Raw genomic sequence first — 20,096 nt, 5'->3', positions numbered from 1 at the left:
CGTCGGCCGACACTGGACCGATGAGCGATCCCGAACCGGACAACGGCACCGGAACGGCCGACGGCGAAGGCTGGGATCCCGAGGCACCCGGCGTCCTGCGGCTGCCGTCCGGGCGGCTGGTGCGCGGCCGGGGCCTGCGGCGGCCCGTGCCGGACGGGCCCGTGCCCACGTACGGGCTGTATCTGCTCGGCAAGCGGCCCCCGGACGTGCCCTGGGCCTCCGACTGGCTGCGATGGCCCGACTTCCGGCTGCCCAGCAGCCGTGGCGAGGCGCGGCGGCTGCTGGCCGAGGCATGGGAGCGGGCCGCGCGCGGGCGCGTCGAGGTCGCCTGCGGCGGCGGACGTGGCCGCACCGGTACCGCGCTCGCCTGCCTCGCCGTACTGGACGGCGTACCGCCGGACCAGGCCGTGGCCTACGTGCGCGCCCACTACGACCGGCACGCCGTGGAAACGCCCTGGCAGCGGCGGTACGTACGGCGCTTCACAGGCCCAGCGTCATGATGAGCCGGTCCTCTCCGGCCCCGAAGTAGTCCTTGCGCACCCCCTCGTCGGACGAGAAGCCCAGCGACCGGTAGAGCATGATCGCGGCCGCGTTCGCCGGCTCCACCGTCAGCCGCACCTCGCGCACCTCCTCCGCCCGCAGTCGGCGCAGCACCTCCAGCATCAGCCGCCGGCCGAGCCCGCGCCCCCGCTGGTCCCGGGTCACACCGAGGCTGACGATCCAACTCCGGTAGCGGTCCGGCGTGGTGACGTACAGGACGTACCCGTGCAGGCTCTGCCCGTCGTCCAGCACCAGCAGGCAGTCCCCGTGCAGGTCGAACAGCTGGCGCAGCACGAAGTAGGGGTACGGCTCGTCGGGGAAGGCCTCCCTGTCCACCCGGACCAGTTCGGGCAGGTCGTCCTCCGTGACCCCCCGCATCGTCAGGGGGCGGTCGACGAACGCCCGATCGTGGAACAGAGCCGGCCCGGTGGGCCCGCCACGCGAAGGGAAACGTTCCTCTGGAAACACAGTCATGCCGCCCCCCTGCGGAATGGAGTCAAGCGCCCGTGACCATCCGTACGGGTGGTACGAGTGGGACGCGCGCTGTCTGTCGTTCGGGTATGTTCGACAGATTTCCGACCATCTTGAGCGGGGCGATCCGGCCCCTTCAAGGCAGGATCAGGTCCAATAAGTCATTCGCCCCGATGCGCCCCCGGTGCGCCCCAAGTGGCGTAACTGCGTCGCCCGGTTGGCCCAAGGGGGATCCCGCCCGGTCTTCCGATTGGTACGCTCGACCAATGACCTTCAGATCGCCGGGGGACGTACAGCTGAATGCGGACGTATCATGGGCCGCATTCGACCCCATCGCCTACGTTGAGCACAATTACCGCGGCCTGCAGGCGGAGGACGCGGAGATCCTTCAGATCGTGGGCGATCATTTCGGCGATCATTTCCAGGGACGTGACACCACCCACGTTTCGGGCATCGATGTCGGGGCCGGCGCGAACCTCTACCCGGCGCTCGCCATGCTCCCCTGGTGCGACGAGATCACCCTCTACGAGCGCTCGCCGTCGAACGTCCGCTACCTCGAGAGCCAGGTCGCCTCCTATGACGGGAACTGGGACCAGTTCTGGGACCTCCTGCGCAAGAACGAGGTATACGGCGCACTGGAGTTGGACCCGCGCGCCAGGTTCCGGGACGTGGTCCGGGTCCAGTCGGGCAACCTCTTCGACCTGGTGCGGCACCAGGGCCGCTGGTCCATGGGGACCATGTTCTTCGTGGCGGAGTCGATGACCACCTCGCACGCGGAGTTCGCCCGCGCCGTCGAGTGCTTCCTGCGCGCCCTCGCCCCAGGTGCGCCCTTCGCCGCCGCTTTCATGGAACATTCGTCCGGGTATCACGCGGGCAAGCATTTCTTCCCGGCGTGCGACGTGGGAGAGTTGGAGGTGTACGAGAGTCTCGTGCCTTTCGCGGGCGAGTTCAAGACCATGCGTCTCAAGGCTTCGGCCGCCGTGCGTGAAGGCTATTCGGGAATGATCGTCGCCTACGGCTGGAGGAATTCGGAGTCCGACATTCCGGAGTCCGATATTCCGGCCGTTTGAGGACCGCATCGTCACAACAGAAGACGGCACGCCTCCAATGATGGCAGCGCGGCCTGTGTGAGGGGCATGGGATGCAGATCAAGCCACGCCAGCATCTGCTGGACATCTGGCAGGCGATCGCCCGCCACTCGTTCGACGGCGGGGAGTGGACCTGGGGCAAACGGGGTGGGGAAAGCAGCGTCGCCGATGCCGAGCGCCTGCTCTGCATCCTGTATCCGGCCACGGAGATCCCCGCCTTCCGCCTGGACGACCCGGACACCACACAGGACGACGTCCAGAGGGTGATGAAGCGGGCGGGCGGGCGCCTGGAGATCCCCGCGAACCTCGTCACGGCCACCGCCGAGTTCATGCGCAGGCACACCGACGAGAAGAGACCCACGTTCGCCGGCGGCCACTACTTCGTGTCCGGGGACAAGGACCGCGACCTCACCCAGGAACAGCGCGACCTCGGAGTCGTCGACTCGTACTCCATGTCGATCACCCTGTGCCTGGCCACCCTCGGCTTCCTCAAGATCTACGAGTCCAAGACCCGGCGCGGCGACGTCCTGGAGACCATCCAGGAAGTGCGCACCGCCACCAGCAACCGCCTCACCGCCGCCATGGTGAGCCTGCTGCGCTCCTTCACCATCAACGTCTTCGACACCGACTCCTCCCAGGGGCGCACGCTGTGCGAACTCCTCGGCCAGGGACGGCTGTCGCAGCGGCATGTGCTGCGCAGGTTCCAGGACCGCTTCGAGGCACTGCGCGCCGCCATGGTCGAGAGCTTCGTCCTCGGTGTCGACGTCGAGGAAGGCCTCAAGGACCCCAACCAGCTCTTCGAGTGCGGCTGGGGCTGGAGCATCGTCAGGGACGCGCCCGAGGTCCCGACCGACGAACCCATCGGACCGCAGCCCCAGGGCGTCGCCAACCCGGTGCCGTACCTCTACTTCACCGTGGTCGCCCTCGACGGCATCCAGGACCTCTTCTCCGACCGCACCCTCACCCTCGGCCTGCTCAACCCCGAACAGCAGCGGCTCGCCGAGGCGTTACGACTGCGCTGGGAGATCACCCAGCAGTTCTGGTCCGGCATCGCGCGCTTCGGCGGCGACCGCTGGCCCCTCGAGGACATCCCCTGGCGCACCACCGGCCAGAAACTCGAATCCGAGTACTTCTCCCTCTCCGTCGCCGCCATCCTCGTCCACGACCTGATGCGGCGCCGCGCCACCGACGACGACCTGACCCGCACCGTCAGCGTCATGGAACGCCTCGCCGAACGCGGCCGCATCACCAGCCGAATGACCCAGGACGACCCCATGGTCCGGCTGCACCACCCCGGCGTCACCCTGCCGTTGCAGGGCAGCGAGAGCGTCGGACCGCCCATGCAGTGGATCATGAGCGACTTCTCCGCGCAGCTGCTCAAGCGGACCATCCAGCTGTGCACGCTGTCCCGCAACCTCGGCTCGCACGACCGGCTGCTCCGGCTCGCCGAGGACATCTTCGACCACCTGTGGCGGCGCCGGATCGGCGACGGCGAGGGCACCGGCCTGTGGGACAACGTCCACGCCGCCTACCCCGAGACCCCGGCGTACGAGGGGCAGGTGTCCTGGAGCGTCACCGAGCGCGTCACCGAGGTGATGGTCCAGGTCCACCAGATGTACAAGCAGCCCCCCATCCGCAGCACCGAACTCACCGTGCTGGCCAGGGCGTTGCTGAGCGAGTCGACCCACCTCCTCGGCAACGAACAGATGGAGCCCGCGCCGGCCTCCGAAGGCAACCGAGGCATGGAGCTCAGGAGCATCGAGGTCAAGTTGCGCCGCGCCCGCAAGCTCGTGGACGAACAACCCGGCACCGCCTGCTCGTTGACCCTCGACGTCCTCGGACAGCTCGACGCCCTCGCCCGGGCCCGGGAAGCCGCGGCCCAGGGGGTGTGACCGTGCTCGTCTTCGCGGCCTCCGACAAGGGAGGCACGGGCCGCTCCGTCACCAGCGCCAACCTCGCCTACCACCGGGCGCTGGGCGGTGACGACGTCTGCTACCTCGACTTCGACTTCGGCTCGCCCACCGCGGCGGCCGTCTTCGACGTACCCGACGCCCGCCGGGCCGCCGAGGACCGAGGCCTGCACTCGTACCTGACCGGCGAGGTCGGCGAACCGGCCCGCATCGACGTCTGGGCCGAGACCGAACACCCGGTGCTGCGCAACCGGCCCCCCGGCTCGGGCAGCCTGGTGCTGATGCCCGGTGACGTCAGCGGCGGCGAGTTCGCCACCACCGACGAGACCCTGCGCCGCTGCGTCGACCTCCTGCTGCGGCTCAACGGCGAGTTCGACATGATCGTCGTCGACCTCAGCGCCGGCCGCAGCTACGCCGTCGACATGGCCCTGGAGGCCACCTCGCAGCGCGAGCTGCGCGGTGTCCTGGCCCGCTGGCTGGTCTTCCACCGCTGGACCCGGCAGCACGTGGGGGCCGCGGCGAGCCTGGTCTACGGCAAGCGCGGCATCGTCGCCGGCGGGGTGGCCCGCGGCCACGACGAGGAGGCGCTGCGCAACGTCATCCGGTTCGTCCGGGCCGCCGTACCCGACCCCGAGTCCGCGCTGTGGTCGCAGGTGTCGGCGACCCAGTCGGCGTGGATGCGCGCCTGCGACCGCGACCTGAAGCAGATGTCCTCCACCCTCGGCATCGGATACACCCAGGTCCTGGGCTCGGTGCCGCTGGAGCCCGTCCTGCAGTGGCGCGAGCAGCTCATCACCGACGAGGACGTTCTCGACAGCCAGATCGCCAACCGGGAGACGTGGGAGGCACTGAGCGAACTGGCGAACCGGCTGACCGACGACAAGTACTGGGAGCAGCCGTGACGGAAGCCGTGTTCCGCGAGACCACCGCAGAGCCCCGCACCCAGTCCGTACCGCTCGCCCACCTCTCCCTCGAACTCGGCCACCTCTACATGGAGGACTTCGAGGCCGGGCCCGAGCGGCTGCGTGAGCACTTCGCCGAGGTGCGCGTCTGGGTGGACGCCGCCCGGGCCGCCGCCGCCCGCCGCAACGGCGGCAAGCGGCCCCGCATCAGCACCTGCTTCCTCGTCGACGACTACTTCACCCGCTTCTCCACCCCGGCGGAACTGGTCCCCGTGGTGCTTGAGGAGGCCGAGCGGGCCGGGCTCGTCATCGACTACCTGGCCCGCGAGTCGGGCTGCGCCGTCGCCGACAAGATCGAACTCGCCGAGGCCGTGATGCACCGCCTCGTCGAGTCGCCCCCACCGGGCAGCTACGGCTCCCGCCCGCCCGTCAGCCAGACCGGCTGGCTCGCCAACGGGCAGCGCAGCCCCGGCTCGCGCAGCGCCATGGGGGAGATCACCGGCTGGCAGCCGCCCCAGGAGACCGCCGCCCGCAACCACTCCGTGTTCATGGACGTCGAGCTGTGGTCCGAGAAGGACGGACAGCGCCTGTGGTCCTGCCCGTTCCTCGCCGCCGTCTGGCAGCTCGCCCGCCTCGGCCTGCTGCGCCACCTCGGCGAGCCCGTCCTCGTACCGCGCCCCTGGAACGGCCGCGACTTCCCCCACGAGTGGGACCGGCTGCCACCGCTGATCCAGCTCAACCCGACGGCGGCGCCGTTCAGCGCCTACCGCACCTGCACCCTGATGGCCAACCGCTTCCTCGCCGTCGAGGACGCCGTCCGGCTCATCCTCGACCAGATAGACGTCGACTCGGGCGCGCTCAAGCAGGTCGCCGAGCGTTCCGCCCGCGAGGGCGCGGCGGTGCCGGACGCGGTCGCGCAGCGCGCCACGTACGTCTTCTACGAGGAGCCCGCCGGCGCCTTCACCGCCGAGGAGAGCTGAGGTGCCGGCCGGGGGACAGTCGGCGCGCCCGGTGCTCGCCTGCGGTGAGGTGCGGACCTGTCTGCTGCCGTCCTTCCACGCACTGGACGGCCGGGCCGCCGCCCAGCTGCTGAGGCTGCGCGCCGACGAACACGTCCGGGTCTCCGAGCGGCCCAACCTGTACGCGCTGTCCCCGGACGTCCTCACCGGCGTGGACTGCCGGCTGCCCACCTCCAACGGCGCCAAGGTGCGCGGCGTCGGCACCGTGGCCGCCCGCGCCGCGCTCACCGAGGGCCGCGTCCTGCAGGCCACCGCCTACTTCAGCGCCCCGTCCGCCGGCCCCGACACGCGCCGTCCCTGGGGCCACTACCTGGTCAGGCCCGGCCTGGTCGAACCCTTCGGGAAGCTCCCCGAACAGGCCACCGCCGAAGGCGTCCTGCGCGGCGGCGCACGCGGCGAACTCGACCTCGGAATGATCGCCGAGGGCCTGCTCGCCCAACTGCTGCGCCACCCGCTGCTCGACCACAAGGCACCCTTCAAGTCCCGGCGCACCCATCTGCGCTGGGTCGCGCGACGCGCCCCCGAGGGCGAGGGACCGTCGCTTCAGCGCTTCACCCTCGCCGAGCACGGGCTGCGCACCGTGGAACTGAGGCTTCCGGAGGACGTGCCGGCCGCCGCGGCCGCCGGCCTGTGCGAGGACCTCGCCCTGCACGACTGGCTGCTGACGACCGTCGTGCACATGTTGGACAGCAGCCGGCTCGGTGCGGCGGACGGCCCCTCGGCCGTCCTCGCGCTGCGCCCGGCCGTCGATCACCTGCTGCATGTGTGGATGCCGCGCGCACACGTGGACCGCACACTGGGTCACCTGTGGGACGTGCTGGAACGGGAGCCGGGGTTCACCCGTCAGTGGCAGACCCTGGTCCAGCGCATCCGCGACCAACTGGCCGTCCAGGCCATTCCGTTGCTGCACGAAGCGCTGAGCACGCGCTGAAGGGCGGCACGAACCGACAATCGGGACGGGGGAGACCGACATGACAGGAGCGTCAGGAGCGTCATCAGGGGACGCACGCAGGGCGTCGAGGAGCGAGGAGGGGCAGCGCTCACCGAACCTGTTACGGAAGACACTGGTCACGGCGGTGGTGGCCGGTGCCACCTACTTCCTGACCAACGTCCTGAACCAGGACAAGAACGGGGTGTGGCAGCTGACCGTGTCCGTCGTCCTCGGTGGCGCGGCACTGATCATCCAGTACCTCGTGGACTTCGAGCAGCGGCTGAACTCGATGGAGCAGGGCCTGGACAAGTACCACCTCGAGATGCGCAGGGAGGTCGAGGGGGCCTTCGTCCGGATCAGTGAGGCGACCGAGCTGTTCAGCGAGGTGGACCGCTCGGTGCTGCGGTCCGACGGCGTGGCGCGGCTGGCGCGCGCCTACACGCATGTGGGCCGCCAGGAGTCACAGCTGGTGAAGGACTTCGCCCAGGACCGGATCGCCCAGCTCGCGTCCACGATGGAGAGCCTCAGCCGTGGCAGCACGGACCGCCCGGGCGAGGAGCACGACTGGCTGATCGCCCTCACCGCGTGCTGCGCCCGCACCCTGGAGGCCACCAGCACCCCCGTGGACCGCGACTTCTGGACCAGCGAGCCCGCCAACCGCTACCTGAAGGCACAGGAAGAGGCCGTGAAGCGGGGAGTGCGGGTGCGGCGGCTGTTCCTCGTGAAGAATCCGCTCGAACGCACCGAGGAACTGGAGGACCTCTGCCGCAGCCAGCGGGACCTCGGCATCGACGCTCGCATCGCGGTCCGCTCGGAACTGCCGCAGCGGGCCCGTCTCACGCTCACGAACGACTTCATCGTCTTCGACGGGCAGCTCTGCTACGAGATAGAGCCGGACGTGGACGTCGTACCGGCCAAGACACTCCTGAAGATGACACCCGAGCACGTCCAGGAGCGCATGAAGCGGTTCAACGTCCTGTGGGAGGCGACCGAGCCCACCGGACCGGACCCGCTGCCCGCACCGACCGCCGCGTCCGGCTGAGGGGTACGGCCGCGCGTCGCACGCCGCAGCGTCCACGGTCTGCTCCGTGCGGCGTTGCTCCGTGCGGCGTTGCTCCGGACGTCGTAGCGAGGTAGTACCGCCCGTCGGCGCTGATCGACGGATCACGTGAGACGACACCGAAGCCCTCTTCGAGCCCGCTCGGGGATACAAGCGCACCGGGAAGCACGGGTCAATCAGCTCGAGGTCGTACGACTCGTACGCGAGATCGGTCGTCAACGAGGCAATTCCGATGAGCCTGTGAGGGACTTGTGGGACGCTTGATCACCGCTGGCACATGACCAAGTGCCGTTGAGCAGATCACAGGGGGATCTTCATGACCGTCGTCAGACGTCGTCGTGCGTTCCGGAGCGCACTGGCCGCCACCGCCGTCACGGCCGTGCTGGCCGCCACGGCCGGTACGGCCTTCGCCTCCGGCGACCCGGCCGGGGCCGCCCGGACGCGTGCCGCATCCGGGCCCCGGCACCAGGCCCACGACGTACAGAGCCTGGGGCCGCGCGTCCGTGCGGACGGCCCGGTGCAGACGCCCAGCTTCCCGCTGACCGCCGTTCACAGGCGGACCGCCGAGCTGTACTTGTACTTCACGGACCGCAAGGGCGGTTTCGAGCCCCGCGAAGACGTGGGGGTCACCTTCGAAGCCTTCGCCGACTCGATCGACGTCGACAACGACAAGGACGGGTGGAGCGACGGCACCTGGTACCTCTACAAGGACGGGAAGCTGGACTACCAGTGGATCGATGACCACCTCGACATGCACACCAACCATGTCGGCACGGGCTGGAGCATCTACACCACGGTCCTCTCCCCCGGAGACCTCGGCGGAGCCAAGGAGGCCGACCTCATCGGCGTCGACAAGGCCGGTGCTCTGTGGGAGTACCTCGCCCACCCGGACGGAAAGCTCGCCCCGCGGAAACGTATCGGCCAAGGCTGGGGCCAGTACACCCAGATCGCCGGCCAGGGTGACCTGACCGGTGACGGCAAGGCCGACATCGTCGCCCGGGACAAGTCCGGCGTTCTCTGGCTCTACAAGGGCACGGGCGACTACACGGCCCCCTTCGCGCCCCGTACGAGGATCGGCGGCGGCTGGAACACGTACGACCGGCTGCTGTCGGTCGGCGACCTCGACGCCGACGGAAAGCCGGACCTGATCGCTCGCAAGCCGAACGGCGACCTGCTCCGGTACTCGGGCACGGGCAACGCTCAGTCCGTCTACCAGAAGCCGGTCAAGATCGGCAGCGGGTTCCAGGTCTACAACCTGCTGTAGCGGTACGTACCGACAGGACCGGACGGGCCGTTGCCTCCACCTCGGTGACGGCCCGGTTCGGCGTCTCCTGGGAACTGAACCTGCCCGTGTCAGCCACTCAAGGTGACACCGATCCGGACCGAAGACGAAGGGGAGGACATGTCCCAGAACGGTGATATCCACACTCGTGGAGCAAACAAGGCGTCCGCTCTGGCGGTGGGGCAGGTTCTCACGGCGGAGCGCACCATTCTGGCTGAGGACATCGCGGCTTTCGCCTCCCTGGTGGGCGACGAGGGGCGCCACCACATCCCGGCTGACGGGCCGGTCATGGCGCACGGGCTGCTGACAGCCTCGTTGGCGACGCAGATCGGCGGCCGACTGGACTACATCGCCCGTCGGATGAGCTGGGAGTTCCTCAAGCCCGTCTGGGAAGGGGACACCATCACCGCACACGTGACAGTGCGGGCACTGGAACGGAAACGGGCCGGGATGAAGATCGAGTTCGGCATCGTGATCGTCAACCAGGACGGCGACGAGGTGCTGCGCGGGGACAGCACGGGCGTTGTGCGCGACCAGGGAGTGCGCGAGATCCTCGGGCGGACGGGCGACGCCTGAGACCGCGCCTGCTGGGCAGACTGACCGGCATGGCGACCTACGACACGCTCGGCGCGACGTATGCCCGGACACGGCAGCCTGATCCGCGGATCGGCGCGCAGATCCGCACCGCACTCGGCGACGTCAGGGACGTGATCAACGTCGGCGCGGGCACCGGCTCGTACGAACCGCCGCAGACGGTCCTCGCGGTGGAACCCAGCCAGGTCATGATCGCCCAGCGCCCGCCGGGATCCGCACCGGCCGTGCAGGCCGTCGCGGAACGCCTCCCGCTGCGTGACGGTGCCGCCGACGCCGTGATGGCCCTGCTCACCGTCCACCACTGGTCCGACCTGGCGGCCGGAATCAAGGAACTGCGCCGGGTCGCCCGCCGCCGCATCGTCATCCTGACCTGGGACCAGCGCATCTTCCGCGAGCGGTTCTGGCTCGTACGGGAGTACCTGCCGGAGGCGGCCGCGTTCGACGACACCCGCGCCGTCCCCACCGACCGACTGGCTGACCTGCTCGGTGGGGCGCGCCAGGAACCGGTCCGGGTTCCCCATGACTGCGCGGACGGATTCGGCGCCGCATACTGGCGCCGCCCCAGCGCCTACCTCGACCCGCAGGTGCGGGCGGGAGTCTCCCTGTTCGCCCAGACCGGCGAAGACGCCCTCGCGCCCGGCCTGACCCGGCTCGCGGAGGACCTGGCGACCGGCCGCTGGCACACACGCCACGCCGAGCTGCTCACGCTCGACAGCATCGACGTCGGGTACCGGCTGCTCGTGTCCGACCGCTGACCCGCGGTGTCCGCGCACGAACGCCGTCCAGGCGGCCTCGATCAGAGCCAGGGACGCCGTAGGCGAGAGCGCGGCGGCCCTGGGCAGATCGTAGGGTCGGCGAGCGTCACCGCGCTCGCGTACTCCGCCGTCTGCGGCAACCCCGGCACCAACGTCGGCGCGAACTCGCAGTTCTTCGTCGCCGTCCGCTCGAGCTCAACCACCTGAGCGAAATAATCCGCATATCTCGCGTCATCAATGAGCTTTCGCCACGTCCGCTCGAAAAAGCCCTCGGTTTGCAGGACCTCGTCGATCCGCTGTGCCACATCCAACTGCGGTTTGCGAATCGCTTGTTCGAATTGGCCGATGTGGCCGCCCGAGACGAAAACACGCGCCCCCAGCCGCCTGGGTGAACCCCGCGTTCTCCCGTCGCCGCTTCAGCTCGGTACCGAAGAACTCCCACGCCGCCTGCCGCGCACCGTTGGCCATGGCTCAACGCACCCCTGCTGCCTCGCACTTGTAGGGCACAGACACCTGTCGAGTGTAGATGCAGAGCGTCACCATGGAGATGCGAAGCGTGAAATTGCACGGGGAAGGGGAGCACGGTGACTGCAGTACACGTATCACTCGGGGGACGAGACTCGGCGCACCGCGTCGAAGAGGCGGAGGAGACAGTGAAGGAATTGCGGGCTGCGCTCGCGAGCGCCGGAATCACATTGCCGTCGCTCCGGCTCGACCCGGCAAGTCTGGCGCGGGAGACTCCCTGTCCGCTGGTGGAATCGGGCGGCTGTTCCGTCGACGTCGCCGCCCGGCTCGCGGAGGCGCTGCGGGCGCGGCCGGCGGCGGAGGCGCGATGAAGAAGAAGCCGCCGATCGGGTCGTACGCCGTCGACACCCGCACCGGGAGGGTGGGCATCGTCATGGGGCACGAGGGCCCCTACGTACAGCTGAGACCGTACGGCGGGGGCAAGGAGTGGGACGTCGAACCGGAGGCCGTGCGCCCCGCGACACCGGCCGAGCGCCTGCGGGCCGCCACCGCGTACGCCAACGCACGCAGCCGCGGTGAGGTCCCTTGAGGACCCGGCCCGAGGCGGGTCCGCCGTAGGCGAGAATGGACCCCATGAGTCTGTTCCGCGACGACGGCATCGTGCTGCGCACCCAGAAGCTGGGTGAGGCGGACCGGATCATCACGCTGCTCACGCGGGGTCACGGACGTGTACGCGCCGTGGCCCGCGGGGTGCGCCGGACGAAGTCGAAGTTCGGGGCCAGGCTGGAGCCGTTCTCGCACGTGGACGTGCAGTTCTTCGCGCGCGGGAGCGAGCTGGTCGGGCGGGGGCTGCCGCTGTGCACGCAGAGCGAGACCATCGCCCCCTACGGTGGTGGGATCGTCACCGACTACGCCCGGTACACCGCCGGGACCGCCATGCTGGAGACCGCCGAGCGGTTCACCGACCATGAGGGGGAGCCGGCCGTCCAGCAGTATCTGCTGCTGGTCGGGGGCCTGAGGACGCTCGCCCGTGGTGAGCACGCGCCGCACCTCGTCCTGGACGCCTTCCTGCTGCGTTCACTCGCCGTCAACGGCTACGCGCCCAGCTTCGGCGACTGCGCGAAGTGCGGCATGCCGGGGCCGAACCGCTTCTTCTCGGTCGCCTCGGGCGGGTCCGTGTGCGCCGACTGCCGGGTGCCCGGCAGCGTCGTACCCTCGCCGCAGGCCCTGGAACTGCTCGGCGCGCTGCTGACGGGAGACTGGGAGACCGCGGACGCGTGCGAGGCGCGGTACGTCCGGGAGGGCAGCGGGCTCGTGTCGGCGTATCTGCACTGGCACCTGGAGCGGGGGCTGCGCTCGCTCCGGTACGTGGAACAGTAGAGCGACGCGGCGTCACAGTTGTCGGAGCGGCAGACCGACACGGCGATACAGCGACAAAGCGACAGAGCGACAGAGCGAACAGACCGAAGAACCGAGGAGCGAGAAGCACATGGCCGTACGCGGGTTTCTGGGGCGCCAGCGCCGGGAGTACAGGACGCCTGAGCCGCACCCGTCCGGCGCGCGGCCTCCGAAGCTCCCCGGGGAGCTGATCCCGAACCACGTGGCGATCGTCATGGACGGGAACGGGCGGTGGGCCAAGCAGCGCGGGCTGCCGCGCACCGAGGGACACAAGGTCGGTGCCGAGCGGGTGCTGGACGTGCTGCAGGGCGCGATCGAGATGGGCGTCGGCAGCATCTCGCTGTACGCCTTCTCCACCGAGAACTGGAAGCGCTCGCCCGACGAGGTCCGCTTCCTGATGAACTTCAACCGCGACTTCATCCGCAAGACCCGCGACCAGCTCGACGAACTGGGCGTGCGGGTGCGCTGGGTGGGCCGTATGCCCCGGCTGTGGAAGTCCGTCGCCAAGGAGCTCCAGGTCGCCCAGGAGCAGACCAAGGGCAACGACCGGCTCACGCTGTACTTCTGCATGAACTACGGCGGCCGCGCGGAGATCGCGGACGCGGTGCAGGCCATCGCGGAGGAGGTCAAGGCCGGCCGGCTCGACCCGTCGAAGGTCAACGAGAAGACGGTCGCCAAGCACCTGTACTACCCGGACATGCCGGACGTCGACCTGTTCCTGCGCCCGAGCGGCGAGCAGCGCACCTCCAACTACCTGCTGTGGCAGAGTGCCTACGCCGAGATGGTCTTCCAGGACGTGCTGTGGCCGGACTTCGACCGGCGGGACCTGTGGCGGGCGTGCGTCGAGTACGCCTCCCGCGACCGCCGCTTCGGCGGCGCGATCCCGAACGAGGAGCTGCTGGCGATGGAGGGCGAGCAGGCCTAGAGCCGCTCCGGGCCCGGAGTGATGAGCCCCTGCTGGTAGGCCAGGGCGACCAGGTGGGCGCGGTCACGGGCGTCGAGCTTGGTGAGAGCCCGGCTGACGTGGGTCTTCGTCGTGGCCAGGCTGATGTGGAGGGTCGCCGAGATCTCGTCGTTGCTCAGGCCCTGGGCGGCGAGGGCGACCACCTCACGTTCCCGGTCGGTCAGGTGCGCGAAGACACCGGGATCCACGTGCGGGCGGCGGCCGCCGAGCAGACGCCGGGCCAGCCCGGGCGAGAGCAGTTCCTCGCCGCCCGCGACCAGGCGTATGCCGTGGAGCAGCTGGGCCGGCTCGGTATTCTTCAGCAGGAAACCGCTGGCTCCCGCATCCAGCCCGTCCATCAGGTAGTCGTCCTGGTCGAACGTCGTGAGGATCAGCACCCGCACCCCGGCCAGTGCCGGATCCCCGGTGATGAGGCGGGTGGCGGCCAGCCCGCCCGTGCCGGGCATCTGGATGTCCATGAGCACCACGTCGGGGCGTTCGCCACGGGTCAGTGCGACGGCCTCGTCACCGTCCCGGGCCTCGGCGACCACGGTCATGTCCGGCTCCGTCTCGATCAGCACCCGGAAACCGCCGCGCACCAGGGCCTGGTCGTCGGCGATGAGCACCCGGATCATGAAGCCTCCTCAGGGGGGACGAGGGGCAGCGAGCAGCGCACCGCGAAGCCGCCGCCCGGCTGCGGGCCCGCGGAAAGGGAGCCGCCCAGGGCGTCGGCGCGGGCGGCCATGCCCTCGATTCCGCTGCCGCGGCCGTCGGGCGTTCCGCCCCGGCCGTTGTCGGTCACGGTCAGGTCCAGCCGCGAGGGGCCGTAGTCGACGGCCACGCGCACCGCTGTGGCGTGGGCGTGGCGGCGGATGTTGGTCAGGGACTCCTGAAGGACCCGGTAGGCGGTCAGGTCGGTCGCCGCGGGCAGCGGTCTGACGGCGCCCCGCACCGTGAGCTCGGTGTGCACCCCGGTCGACTTCAGCGTCTCCAGCAGGCGGTCGGCCCGGGCCAGACCCACGGACTCCGGTGCGGCCGGGGACGGAACGCCGCGTAACGCGCCCAGCAGGGTGCGCACCTCGTCAAGTCCCTCGTCGCTGATCCGCTTGATCGCGGTGAGCGCCTCGGCGGCCTGCGCGGGGCGCCGCTCCATCACATGGACGGCGACCCCGGCCTGCACACTGATCGCGGCCATGGTGTGCCCGAACACGTCGTGCAGTTCGCGTGCGATCCTCAGCCGCTCCTCGGCGACCTCGCGCCTGGCCTGCTCGGCGCGCGCCTGGGCGACCTGTTCGGCGTGCGCCCTGGCCCCGGCGGCGAAGGCGCGGTGGTAGTGGATCGCGGCGCCCAGCGCGAACGAGGCGACGATGAGGGCGGCCCCGTTGAAGGACCGGTCGTCGAACCAGGACCCGGTCAGCCACACCTTCGTCACCACCGATGTGGTGGCCAGGCACACCAGTGCGCCGGCGACCCCCCACCGCCAGCCGCGGCGCGCCGTCACGGTGTAGCACGTGATCAGTGCGCTGAGTGTGATCAGGCGTCCGGGGTAGCCCGCGGCCAGCCAGCCGAGCGTGATCCCATCGGCGGCGAGCAGCGCGGTGAAGGGGAGACGGGTGCGCAGACCGAGCGCGACGGCGCAGCCGACGGCCAGCGCGACCGCTCCGGCATCCACCGGCCGGTCGTCACCGCCCGAGGGCCCGATGCCGCCGGCCGCGAACACCAGCGTCAGCGTCGCCACCGAGACGGCAGGCAGGGCGTTGCGGATCCCGACGCGGTTCATCACGCGGTCAAGTGTCGACTGCAGGGGCATGCGCGGGAATCCGCCCTGTGAGGTATTCGGACGATACAACTCGTACGGTATGCGTAACCCGCCCGCAGCAGGGCGAAGTTACCGGCTCCGGCGGACGCGGGCGAGTGCCCCGGGCCGGGAGCATCGGGCCCCATGGTGGTCTTCTTCATCCTCGGTTTCTCCGCGGCCCTCGGCCTGGTGCTGCTGTACGGCACGGCCGCGGCCCTGGGGGCGCGTGCGCCGCGCCTGCGCGGGGTCCTGCTGCTCCTCGCCCTGCTGCCGGTGGCGCTGCGACTCGTCGCCGGGACGGTGCTCGTGTCGGTCGACCGGCTTCTCGCAGCCGACTTCGTCCCCCTCGTGCTGCCGCTGCTGGTCGCGGCCGTGTGCCTGGCGCCGCCGCGCGGTCGTCCGGCCGTGTGGCGGGTGCGTACCGCGGCGTTCGCGGCCGCCGAGCACCTCTTCGTGACGTTCAGCCCGCCGGCACCGCCGTACCTCGTCCCGGCCGTGGTCGTACCGACCTTGCTGCTGGTGTTCGCGTCGGCCGCACGGAAGTGGGAGGCCCTCATGGCCGGTGGCCGGCTGGCGCCGGGATGGAAGGCGCTGGTGGTGTCGGGCGCCGCGCTCGCCGTGGTGGCGGCGGGCGGGTGGTCCGCGGCGGCGAGCAGGCTCCCCGACCGGATGCCGATGGCCTCCCACGGCTCGCACGGCACGGGGCACGAGCACGGCACGCACGGCACCGACATATCGACTCTGACCGGACCCCGGGACCGCGAGCCGGACCGCCGCTTCACGCTGACCGCCCGGCGCACCCCGACCACGCTCGCCTCCGGACAGCGGGTCGAGGCGTGGACGTTCGACGGGCGGCTGCCCGGCCCCGAGCTGCGCGTCCGGCAGGGCGAGCTGGTCGAGGTCACGCTCGTCAACCGGGATGTCGCGGCGGGAGTGACGGTGCACTGGCACGGCGTGGACGTGCCCAACGCGGAGGACGGCGTGGCCGGAGTGACGCAGGACGCGGTCCCTCCCGGTGGCCGGCACGTCTACCGGTTCGTGGCCGACCGGGCGGGCAGCTTCTGGTACCACTCGCACCAGCAGTCGGCCGAGCAGGTGGAGCGCGGGCTGTTCGGCGCCCTGATCGTCGAACCCGCCCGGTCGTCCGCCGCAGGAGAGGACCTGGCCGTGGTCTCACATCGCTGGCCCTCCCGGGACGGGAACGTCACCGCGCTGTCCCTGGCCGGCGGTGCCCCGTCCGGATCGGTGTCGCGCAAGGCGGTTCAGCCGGGCCGGAAGGTGCGCCTCCGCCTGATCAACGCCGACAGCCATCTGCGCACCTTCGCGTTCTCCGGGGCGCCTTTCACCGTGGCCGCCGTCGACGGCACGGACCTCAACGGCCCCACCCCGCTGGGGAACGAGCGGATCAGCGTCCCCGGCGGCGGCCGGTACGACCTCACGTTCACCATGCCCGAGCGTCCCGTTCAGCTGCGGCTCGCTCGAGGGGACGCCGGAGTGCTGCTGTCCCCGACCGGTGGGGGTGAGCCGACCCCGGTCGCGTCCGGTCCGGACTTCGACCCGGCCTCCTACGGCAGGCCCGCCCCGACGCCCTTCGACAAGGCCCGGTTCGACCGCGCCTACACGGTGGTGCTCGGCCAGAGCTTCGGCTTCTACGACGGCCGCTTCACACTGCGCTGGACCATCAACGGCAGGACGTTCCCGAACGTGCCGACCTTGGCGGTGCGTACCGGAGACCTGGTCAGGACGACGTTCGTCAACCGCAGCTTCGGCGACCATCCGATGCATCTGCACGGCCACCGGATGCTCGTGCTCAGCCGCAACGGCCACGCCGTCTCCGGCAGCCCCTGGTGGGCGGACACCCTGAATGTGGCTCCCGGCGAGCGCTACGAGGTGGCGTTCCGTGCCGACAACCCGGGGATGTGGATGGACCACTGCCACAACCTCGCCCACGCCGGCGCCGGGATGACGATGCACGTGGCCTACGAGGGCTATGAGAGCCCCTACGAGACCGGCCGCGCGACCGCGAACCAGCCTGAGTGACCATCACGGCCCAAGAGTCCCGAACAAAATGGGAGCACGAGCCGGGCTCCCATTTTGTTCGGGACTCTAAGCGGGGCGCGCACCCCGGAGGACGTGGACCGGTTGCGGGCCCTGCTGGACCGCCACCTGACCCGCGTATGAGCGTCGTCCGAGGCTGCGCGGCGGTCGTCGCCTTCGGCTGCGCGGGGCTCGTGGTGTTCTTCGGCTCCATGGTCACGACCGACACGGAGACGGTCTCCGGCCTGCTGGACAACGGGGCACCGATGACCGTGGGCGCGCTGGTGTTCGCCGTGCTGCTCGCCGTCGGCGGAACGGTGCTCGGCTGCGACCGTCGTACGCGGGGTGGGCGGTCGCGGCCCTGTTCGCCGGCCTCGTCGTGCTGCGGATGTGGACGCTCGCCCCGATGCTGCACTGCCGGTCGTACGACAGCGTGGGGCGGAACGACGACGGTTCCTACTCGTGCGTGAACCGGGGAGCCATGTCGCCCTGAGCCCGCTGTCGTGCCGGGCGCCGCCCCGGCTCCGACCCGGAACCGGGACCGATGACACGGCGGGGGCCCGACCGGCGGGCGCTCGAAGCCGTCGGCCACGAGGGCCTCGCGTTCAGTCGCCGGAGGCGCCCGCGCACTCCGCGCACGTGCCGAAGATCTCCACCGTGTGGGCGACGTTGACGAAACCGTGCTCTGCCGCGATCGCCTCCGCCCACTTCTCCACCGCGGGGCCCTCGACTTCGACGGCCTTGCCGCAGACGCGGCAGACCAGGTGGTGGTGGTGTTCGCCGGTCGAGCAGCGGCGGTAGACGGACTCGCCGTCGGAGGTGCGCAGGACGTCGACCTCGCCGGCGTCGGCGAGGGACTGCAGGGTGCGGTAGACCGTCGTCAGGCCCACCGAGTCGCCCTTGTGCTTGAGCATGTCGTGGAGCTCCTGCGCGCTGCGGAACTCGTCGACCTCGTCGAGGGCCGCCGCGACAGCGGCACGCTGCCGGGTGGCGCGGCCCTTCACGGGCGGTCCTGCGGTGGTCACCGGTTGCCTCCTTCTTGACGGCTCGTTCGCCTGCGGGGCGCTGCGAGCGGGTGCCGAGACCGTGACGGTGCTCAGCCCTCGGGGCCTCCGCGAGCCCACGACCTCAGCACCGGCGCGCCCCTTGGGCTCTTCGCGCCGCACGTCTGTGCCCTGCCGGGCCATTGTGCCAGCCCGGCCTGTGCGCGGTCAGACTCCGACCTCGTCGCCGGCCCCCCGAGTGGCCGGAATCGCGCACTCTGCGGGGTCCCCGGAGGGCTGTGCGGCGGCGAGCGCCCGCGCGCGTCGCCGGGCCAGCGGAGTGGCGAGGGCGGTGAGTGCGATGAACGCGGCGATGGTCAGCAGCACGATCGTCGCGCCGGGCGGCACGTCCTGGTAGTACGACGTGATCGTGCCGCCGAGGGTGACGGTCACGCCGATGGCGACCGCGATCGCGAAGGTCGCCGCGAAGCTGCGGCCGAGCTGCTGCGCGGCCGCCACCGGGACCACCATCAGCGCGGAGACCAGGAGGAGACCGACCACCCGCATCGCGACGGTCACGGTCACGGCCGCCGTGACCGCCGTCAGCAGGTTCAGCGCGCGCACCGGCAGGCCCGTCACCCGGGCGAACTCCTCGTCCTGGCTGACCGCGAAGAGCTGGCGGCGCAGGCCGAGGGTGACCAGGACGACGAAGGCCGCGAGCAGGCAGATCGCCACCACGTCGGACTGCGAGACGGTGGACAGCGAGCCGAACAGGTACGACGTCAGGTTCGCGTTGGAGCCGCCCGGCGCGAGGTTGATGAACATGACGCCGCCGGCCATACCGCCGTAGAAGAGCATCGCGAGCGCGATGTCGCCGCGCGTCTTCCCGTACCAGCGGATCAGTTCCATGAGGACCGAGCCGAGGACGGAGACGGCCGTCGCCATCCACACCGGTGAGGTGGACAGGAGGAAGCCGAGGCCGACGCCGGTCATCGCCACGTGGCCGATGCCGTCGCCCATCAGGGCCTGGCGGCGCTGGACGAGGTAGATGCCGACGGCGGGGGCCGTGATGCCGACCAGGACGGCGGCGAGCAGGGCCCGCTGCATGAAGGCGTAGTTCAGGAAGTCCATCAGCTCAGCAGTCCCGTGCGGATCGGTTCGGTGCCCGCGGCGTCGTGCGGGTGGACATGGTCGTGGCCGGGCAGGGCGTGCTGGCCCACGGCCTTCGGGGGCGGGCCGTCGTGCAGTACGCAGCCGTCGCGCAGGACGACCGCCCGGTCGATCAGGGGCTCCAGCGGGCCCAGTTCGTGCAGCACCAGCAGGACGGTGGCGCCGGAGGCCACCTGCTCCTCAAGTGTCCGGGCGAGCACCTCCTGGCTCGCCAGGTCCACGCCCGCCATCGGCTCGTCCATGATCAGCAGCTCCGGCTGGGAGGCGAGCGCGCGGGCGATCAGCACGCGCTGGTGCTGACCGCCGGACAGGGCGCCCACGGAGTCCTTGGCCCGGTCCGCCATGCCGACGAGGTCCAGGGCGTGGCGTACGGCCTCGTGGTCGGCCTTGCGCAGGATGCCGAAGCGCGCCCGGGACAGGCGGCCCGAGGAGACCACCTCGGTCACCGTGGCGGGCACGCCGCCCGCGGCGGTGGTGCGCTGCGGCACGTACCCGACGCGCCGCCAGTCGCGGAAGGCGCGCCGCGGGGTGCCGAAGAGTGCGATCTCCCCGGCGCTCACCGGCACCTGGCCGATGATGCTCCGCACGGCGGTCGACTTGCCCGAGCCGTTCGCCCCGAGCAGCGCGACCACCTCACCGCGGTGCACGGTGAGGTCGATGCCGCGCAGGACCGGGCGCGAGCCCAGGTCGGCGCGTACGCCGCGCATCGATATGACGGGCTCGCCCATCGCGTCCATGGCGCCCATGGCG

The 20,096-nt window shown here is 70.8% G+C and carries 21 protein-coding genes and 1 pseudogene; 15 read left to right on the top strand and 7 right to left on the bottom strand.

The features are described from left to right. Window positions 1-20 precede the first annotated feature (20 nt). Entirely contained in the window at window positions 21-500 is a 480-nt protein-coding gene (locus tag SY2F82_RS02790; RefSeq protein WP_200417295.1) for a protein-tyrosine phosphatase family protein, read from the top strand. On the opposite strand, the gene SY2F82_RS02785 is transcribed toward SY2F82_RS02790, so the two are convergent. Continuing rightward, on the bottom strand, window positions 481-1,014 hold the full coding sequence (locus SY2F82_RS02785) for a GNAT family N-acetyltransferase (RefSeq protein ID WP_200417294.1): 534 nt from the start codon (window positions 1,012-1,014) through the stop codon (window positions 481-483). The genes SY2F82_RS02790 and SY2F82_RS02785 overlap by 20 nt on opposite strands. A gap of 263 nt (window positions 1,015-1,277) precedes the next feature. On the opposite strand from SY2F82_RS02785, the gene SY2F82_RS02780 reads away from it, so the two are divergent. The 9 genes from SY2F82_RS02780 to SY2F82_RS02740 all read left to right on the top strand — a co-directional run bounded on the left by SY2F82_RS02780 (window position 1,278) and on the right by SY2F82_RS02740 (window position 10,552). Continuing rightward, window positions 1,278-2,081 carry an SCO2525 family SAM-dependent methyltransferase gene (locus SY2F82_RS02780; RefSeq protein ID WP_200417293.1) on the top strand — a complete coding sequence of 268 codons (804 nt, stop codon included), beginning with the start codon at window positions 1,278-1,280 and terminating at the stop codon, window positions 2,079-2,081. Between the two features lie 71 nt (window positions 2,082-2,152). Further along, window positions 2,153-3,991 (top strand): SCO2524 family protein, encoded by a 1,839-nt coding sequence (locus SY2F82_RS02775; protein ID WP_200417292.1) that lies wholly within the window; start codon window positions 2,153-2,155, stop codon window positions 3,989-3,991. Window positions 3,992-3,993: 2 nt separating this feature from the next. Beyond that, on the top strand, window positions 3,994-4,911 hold the full coding sequence (locus SY2F82_RS02770) for an SCO2523 family variant P-loop protein (protein ID WP_200417780.1): 918 nt from the start codon (window positions 3,994-3,996) through the stop codon (window positions 4,909-4,911). Continuing rightward, complete coding sequence (locus tag SY2F82_RS02765) at window positions 4,908-5,891, top strand: SCO2522 family protein (protein ID WP_200417291.1); 984 nt, start codon at window positions 4,908-4,910, stop codon at window positions 5,889-5,891. Before SY2F82_RS02770 ends, SY2F82_RS02765 begins: the two co-directional genes overlap by 4 nt. Window position 5,892: 1 nt before the next feature. After that, window positions 5,893-6,861, top strand: coding sequence for an SCO2521 family protein (locus SY2F82_RS02760; protein ID WP_200417290.1), 969 nt, complete (start codon window positions 5,893-5,895; stop codon window positions 6,859-6,861). A 40-nt stretch (window positions 6,862-6,901) separates the two neighbouring features. Then, a complete protein-coding gene (locus SY2F82_RS02755) occupies window positions 6,902-7,903 on the top strand; it encodes a DUF6879 family protein (RefSeq protein ID WP_200417289.1) in 1,002 nt (333 codons plus the stop codon). A gap of 334 nt (window positions 7,904-8,237) precedes the next feature. Beyond that, window positions 8,238-9,185, top strand: coding sequence for a VCBS repeat-containing protein (locus SY2F82_RS02750; RefSeq protein ID WP_200417288.1), 948 nt, complete (start codon window positions 8,238-8,240; stop codon window positions 9,183-9,185). 102 nt (window positions 9,186-9,287) lie between these two features. Then, window positions 9,288-9,779 carry a hotdog domain-containing protein gene (locus SY2F82_RS02745; protein ID WP_200417287.1) on the top strand — a complete coding sequence of 164 codons (492 nt, stop codon included), beginning with the start codon at window positions 9,288-9,290 and terminating at the stop codon, window positions 9,777-9,779. 29 nt (window positions 9,780-9,808) lie between these two features. Continuing rightward, window positions 9,809-10,552, top strand: coding sequence for a methyltransferase domain-containing protein (locus SY2F82_RS02740; RefSeq protein WP_200417286.1), 744 nt, complete (start codon window positions 9,809-9,811; stop codon window positions 10,550-10,552). 98 nt (window positions 10,553-10,650) lie between these two features. Here SY2F82_RS02740 and SY2F82_RS02735 read toward each other — a convergent pair. Next, window positions 10,651-11,020, bottom strand: a pseudogene (locus tag SY2F82_RS02735) (Scr1 family TA system antitoxin-like transcriptional regulator); the annotation flags it as partial. Window positions 11,021-11,384: 364 nt separating this feature from the next. Between SY2F82_RS02735 and SY2F82_RS02730 the strand changes: the two are divergent. The 3 genes from SY2F82_RS02730 to SY2F82_RS02720 all read left to right on the top strand — a co-directional run bounded on the left by SY2F82_RS02730 (window position 11,385) and on the right by SY2F82_RS02720 (window position 13,340). Beyond that, window positions 11,385-11,606, top strand: a complete 222-nt coding sequence (locus tag SY2F82_RS02730) for a hypothetical protein (RefSeq protein ID WP_200417285.1) — start codon at window positions 11,385-11,387, stop codon at window positions 11,604-11,606. Window positions 11,607-11,650: 44 nt separating this feature from the next. After that, window positions 11,651-12,397, top strand: a complete 747-nt coding sequence (gene recO, locus SY2F82_RS02725) for a DNA repair protein RecO (protein WP_200417284.1) — start codon at window positions 11,651-11,653, stop codon at window positions 12,395-12,397. Window positions 12,398-12,506: 109 nt separating this feature from the next. After that, the gene (locus SY2F82_RS02720) at window positions 12,507-13,340 is read left to right on the top strand and encodes an isoprenyl transferase (RefSeq protein WP_200417283.1); all 834 of its coding nucleotides are present in this window, start codon (window positions 12,507-12,509) and stop codon (window positions 13,338-13,340) included. Here the strand turns inward: SY2F82_RS02720 and SY2F82_RS02715 are convergent. Together SY2F82_RS02715 and SY2F82_RS02710 are read right to left on the bottom strand one after the other, a co-directional pair. After that, the gene (locus SY2F82_RS02715) at window positions 13,337-13,993 is read right to left on the bottom strand and encodes a response regulator transcription factor (protein ID WP_200417282.1); all 657 of its coding nucleotides are present in this window, start codon (window positions 13,991-13,993) and stop codon (window positions 13,337-13,339) included. The two genes, SY2F82_RS02720 and SY2F82_RS02715, sit on opposite strands and share 4 nt — an antisense overlap. Continuing rightward, window positions 13,990-15,138, bottom strand: a complete 1,149-nt coding sequence (locus SY2F82_RS02710; protein WP_236041167.1) for a sensor histidine kinase — start codon at window positions 15,136-15,138, stop codon at window positions 13,990-13,992. Before SY2F82_RS02710 ends, SY2F82_RS02715 begins: the two co-directional genes overlap by 4 nt. A 162-nt stretch (window positions 15,139-15,300) precedes the next feature. On the opposite strand from SY2F82_RS02710, the gene SY2F82_RS02705 reads away from it, so the two are divergent. Both SY2F82_RS02705 and SY2F82_RS02700 read left to right on the top strand, forming a co-directional pair. Next, window positions 15,301-17,196, top strand: coding sequence for a multicopper oxidase family protein (locus SY2F82_RS02705; protein ID WP_200417280.1), 1,896 nt, complete (start codon window positions 15,301-15,303; stop codon window positions 17,194-17,196). Between the two features lie 137 nt (window positions 17,197-17,333). Next, window positions 17,334-17,663, top strand: coding sequence for a hypothetical protein (locus tag SY2F82_RS02700; RefSeq protein WP_200417279.1), 330 nt, complete (start codon window positions 17,334-17,336; stop codon window positions 17,661-17,663). 135 nt (window positions 17,664-17,798) lie between these two features. Here SY2F82_RS02700 and SY2F82_RS02695 read toward each other — a convergent pair whose 3' ends face one another. The 3 genes from SY2F82_RS02695 to SY2F82_RS02685 form a co-directional block, all read right to left on the bottom strand. Then, window positions 17,799-18,218, bottom strand: coding sequence for a Fur family transcriptional regulator (locus SY2F82_RS02695; protein ID WP_200417278.1), 420 nt, complete (start codon window positions 18,216-18,218; stop codon window positions 17,799-17,801). 186 nt (window positions 18,219-18,404) lie between these two features. Beyond that, window positions 18,405-19,307: a metal ABC transporter permease gene (locus SY2F82_RS02690; protein WP_200417277.1), complete on the bottom strand. Its 903-nt coding sequence runs from the start codon at window positions 19,305-19,307 to the stop codon at window positions 18,405-18,407. Further along, window positions 19,307-20,092, bottom strand: coding sequence for a metal ABC transporter ATP-binding protein (locus SY2F82_RS02685; RefSeq protein WP_236041059.1), 786 nt, complete (start codon window positions 20,090-20,092; stop codon window positions 19,307-19,309). Before SY2F82_RS02685 ends, SY2F82_RS02690 begins: the two co-directional genes overlap by 1 nt. Between the last annotated feature and the right edge of the window lie 4 nt (window positions 20,093-20,096).

The organism is Streptomyces sp. Y2F8-2, assembly GCF_014905555.1.
GTDB lineage: Bacteria > Actinomycetota > Actinomycetes > Streptomycetales > Streptomycetaceae > Streptomyces > Streptomyces cynarae.
This window is presented reverse-complemented; position numbering and strand designations above follow the sequence as displayed.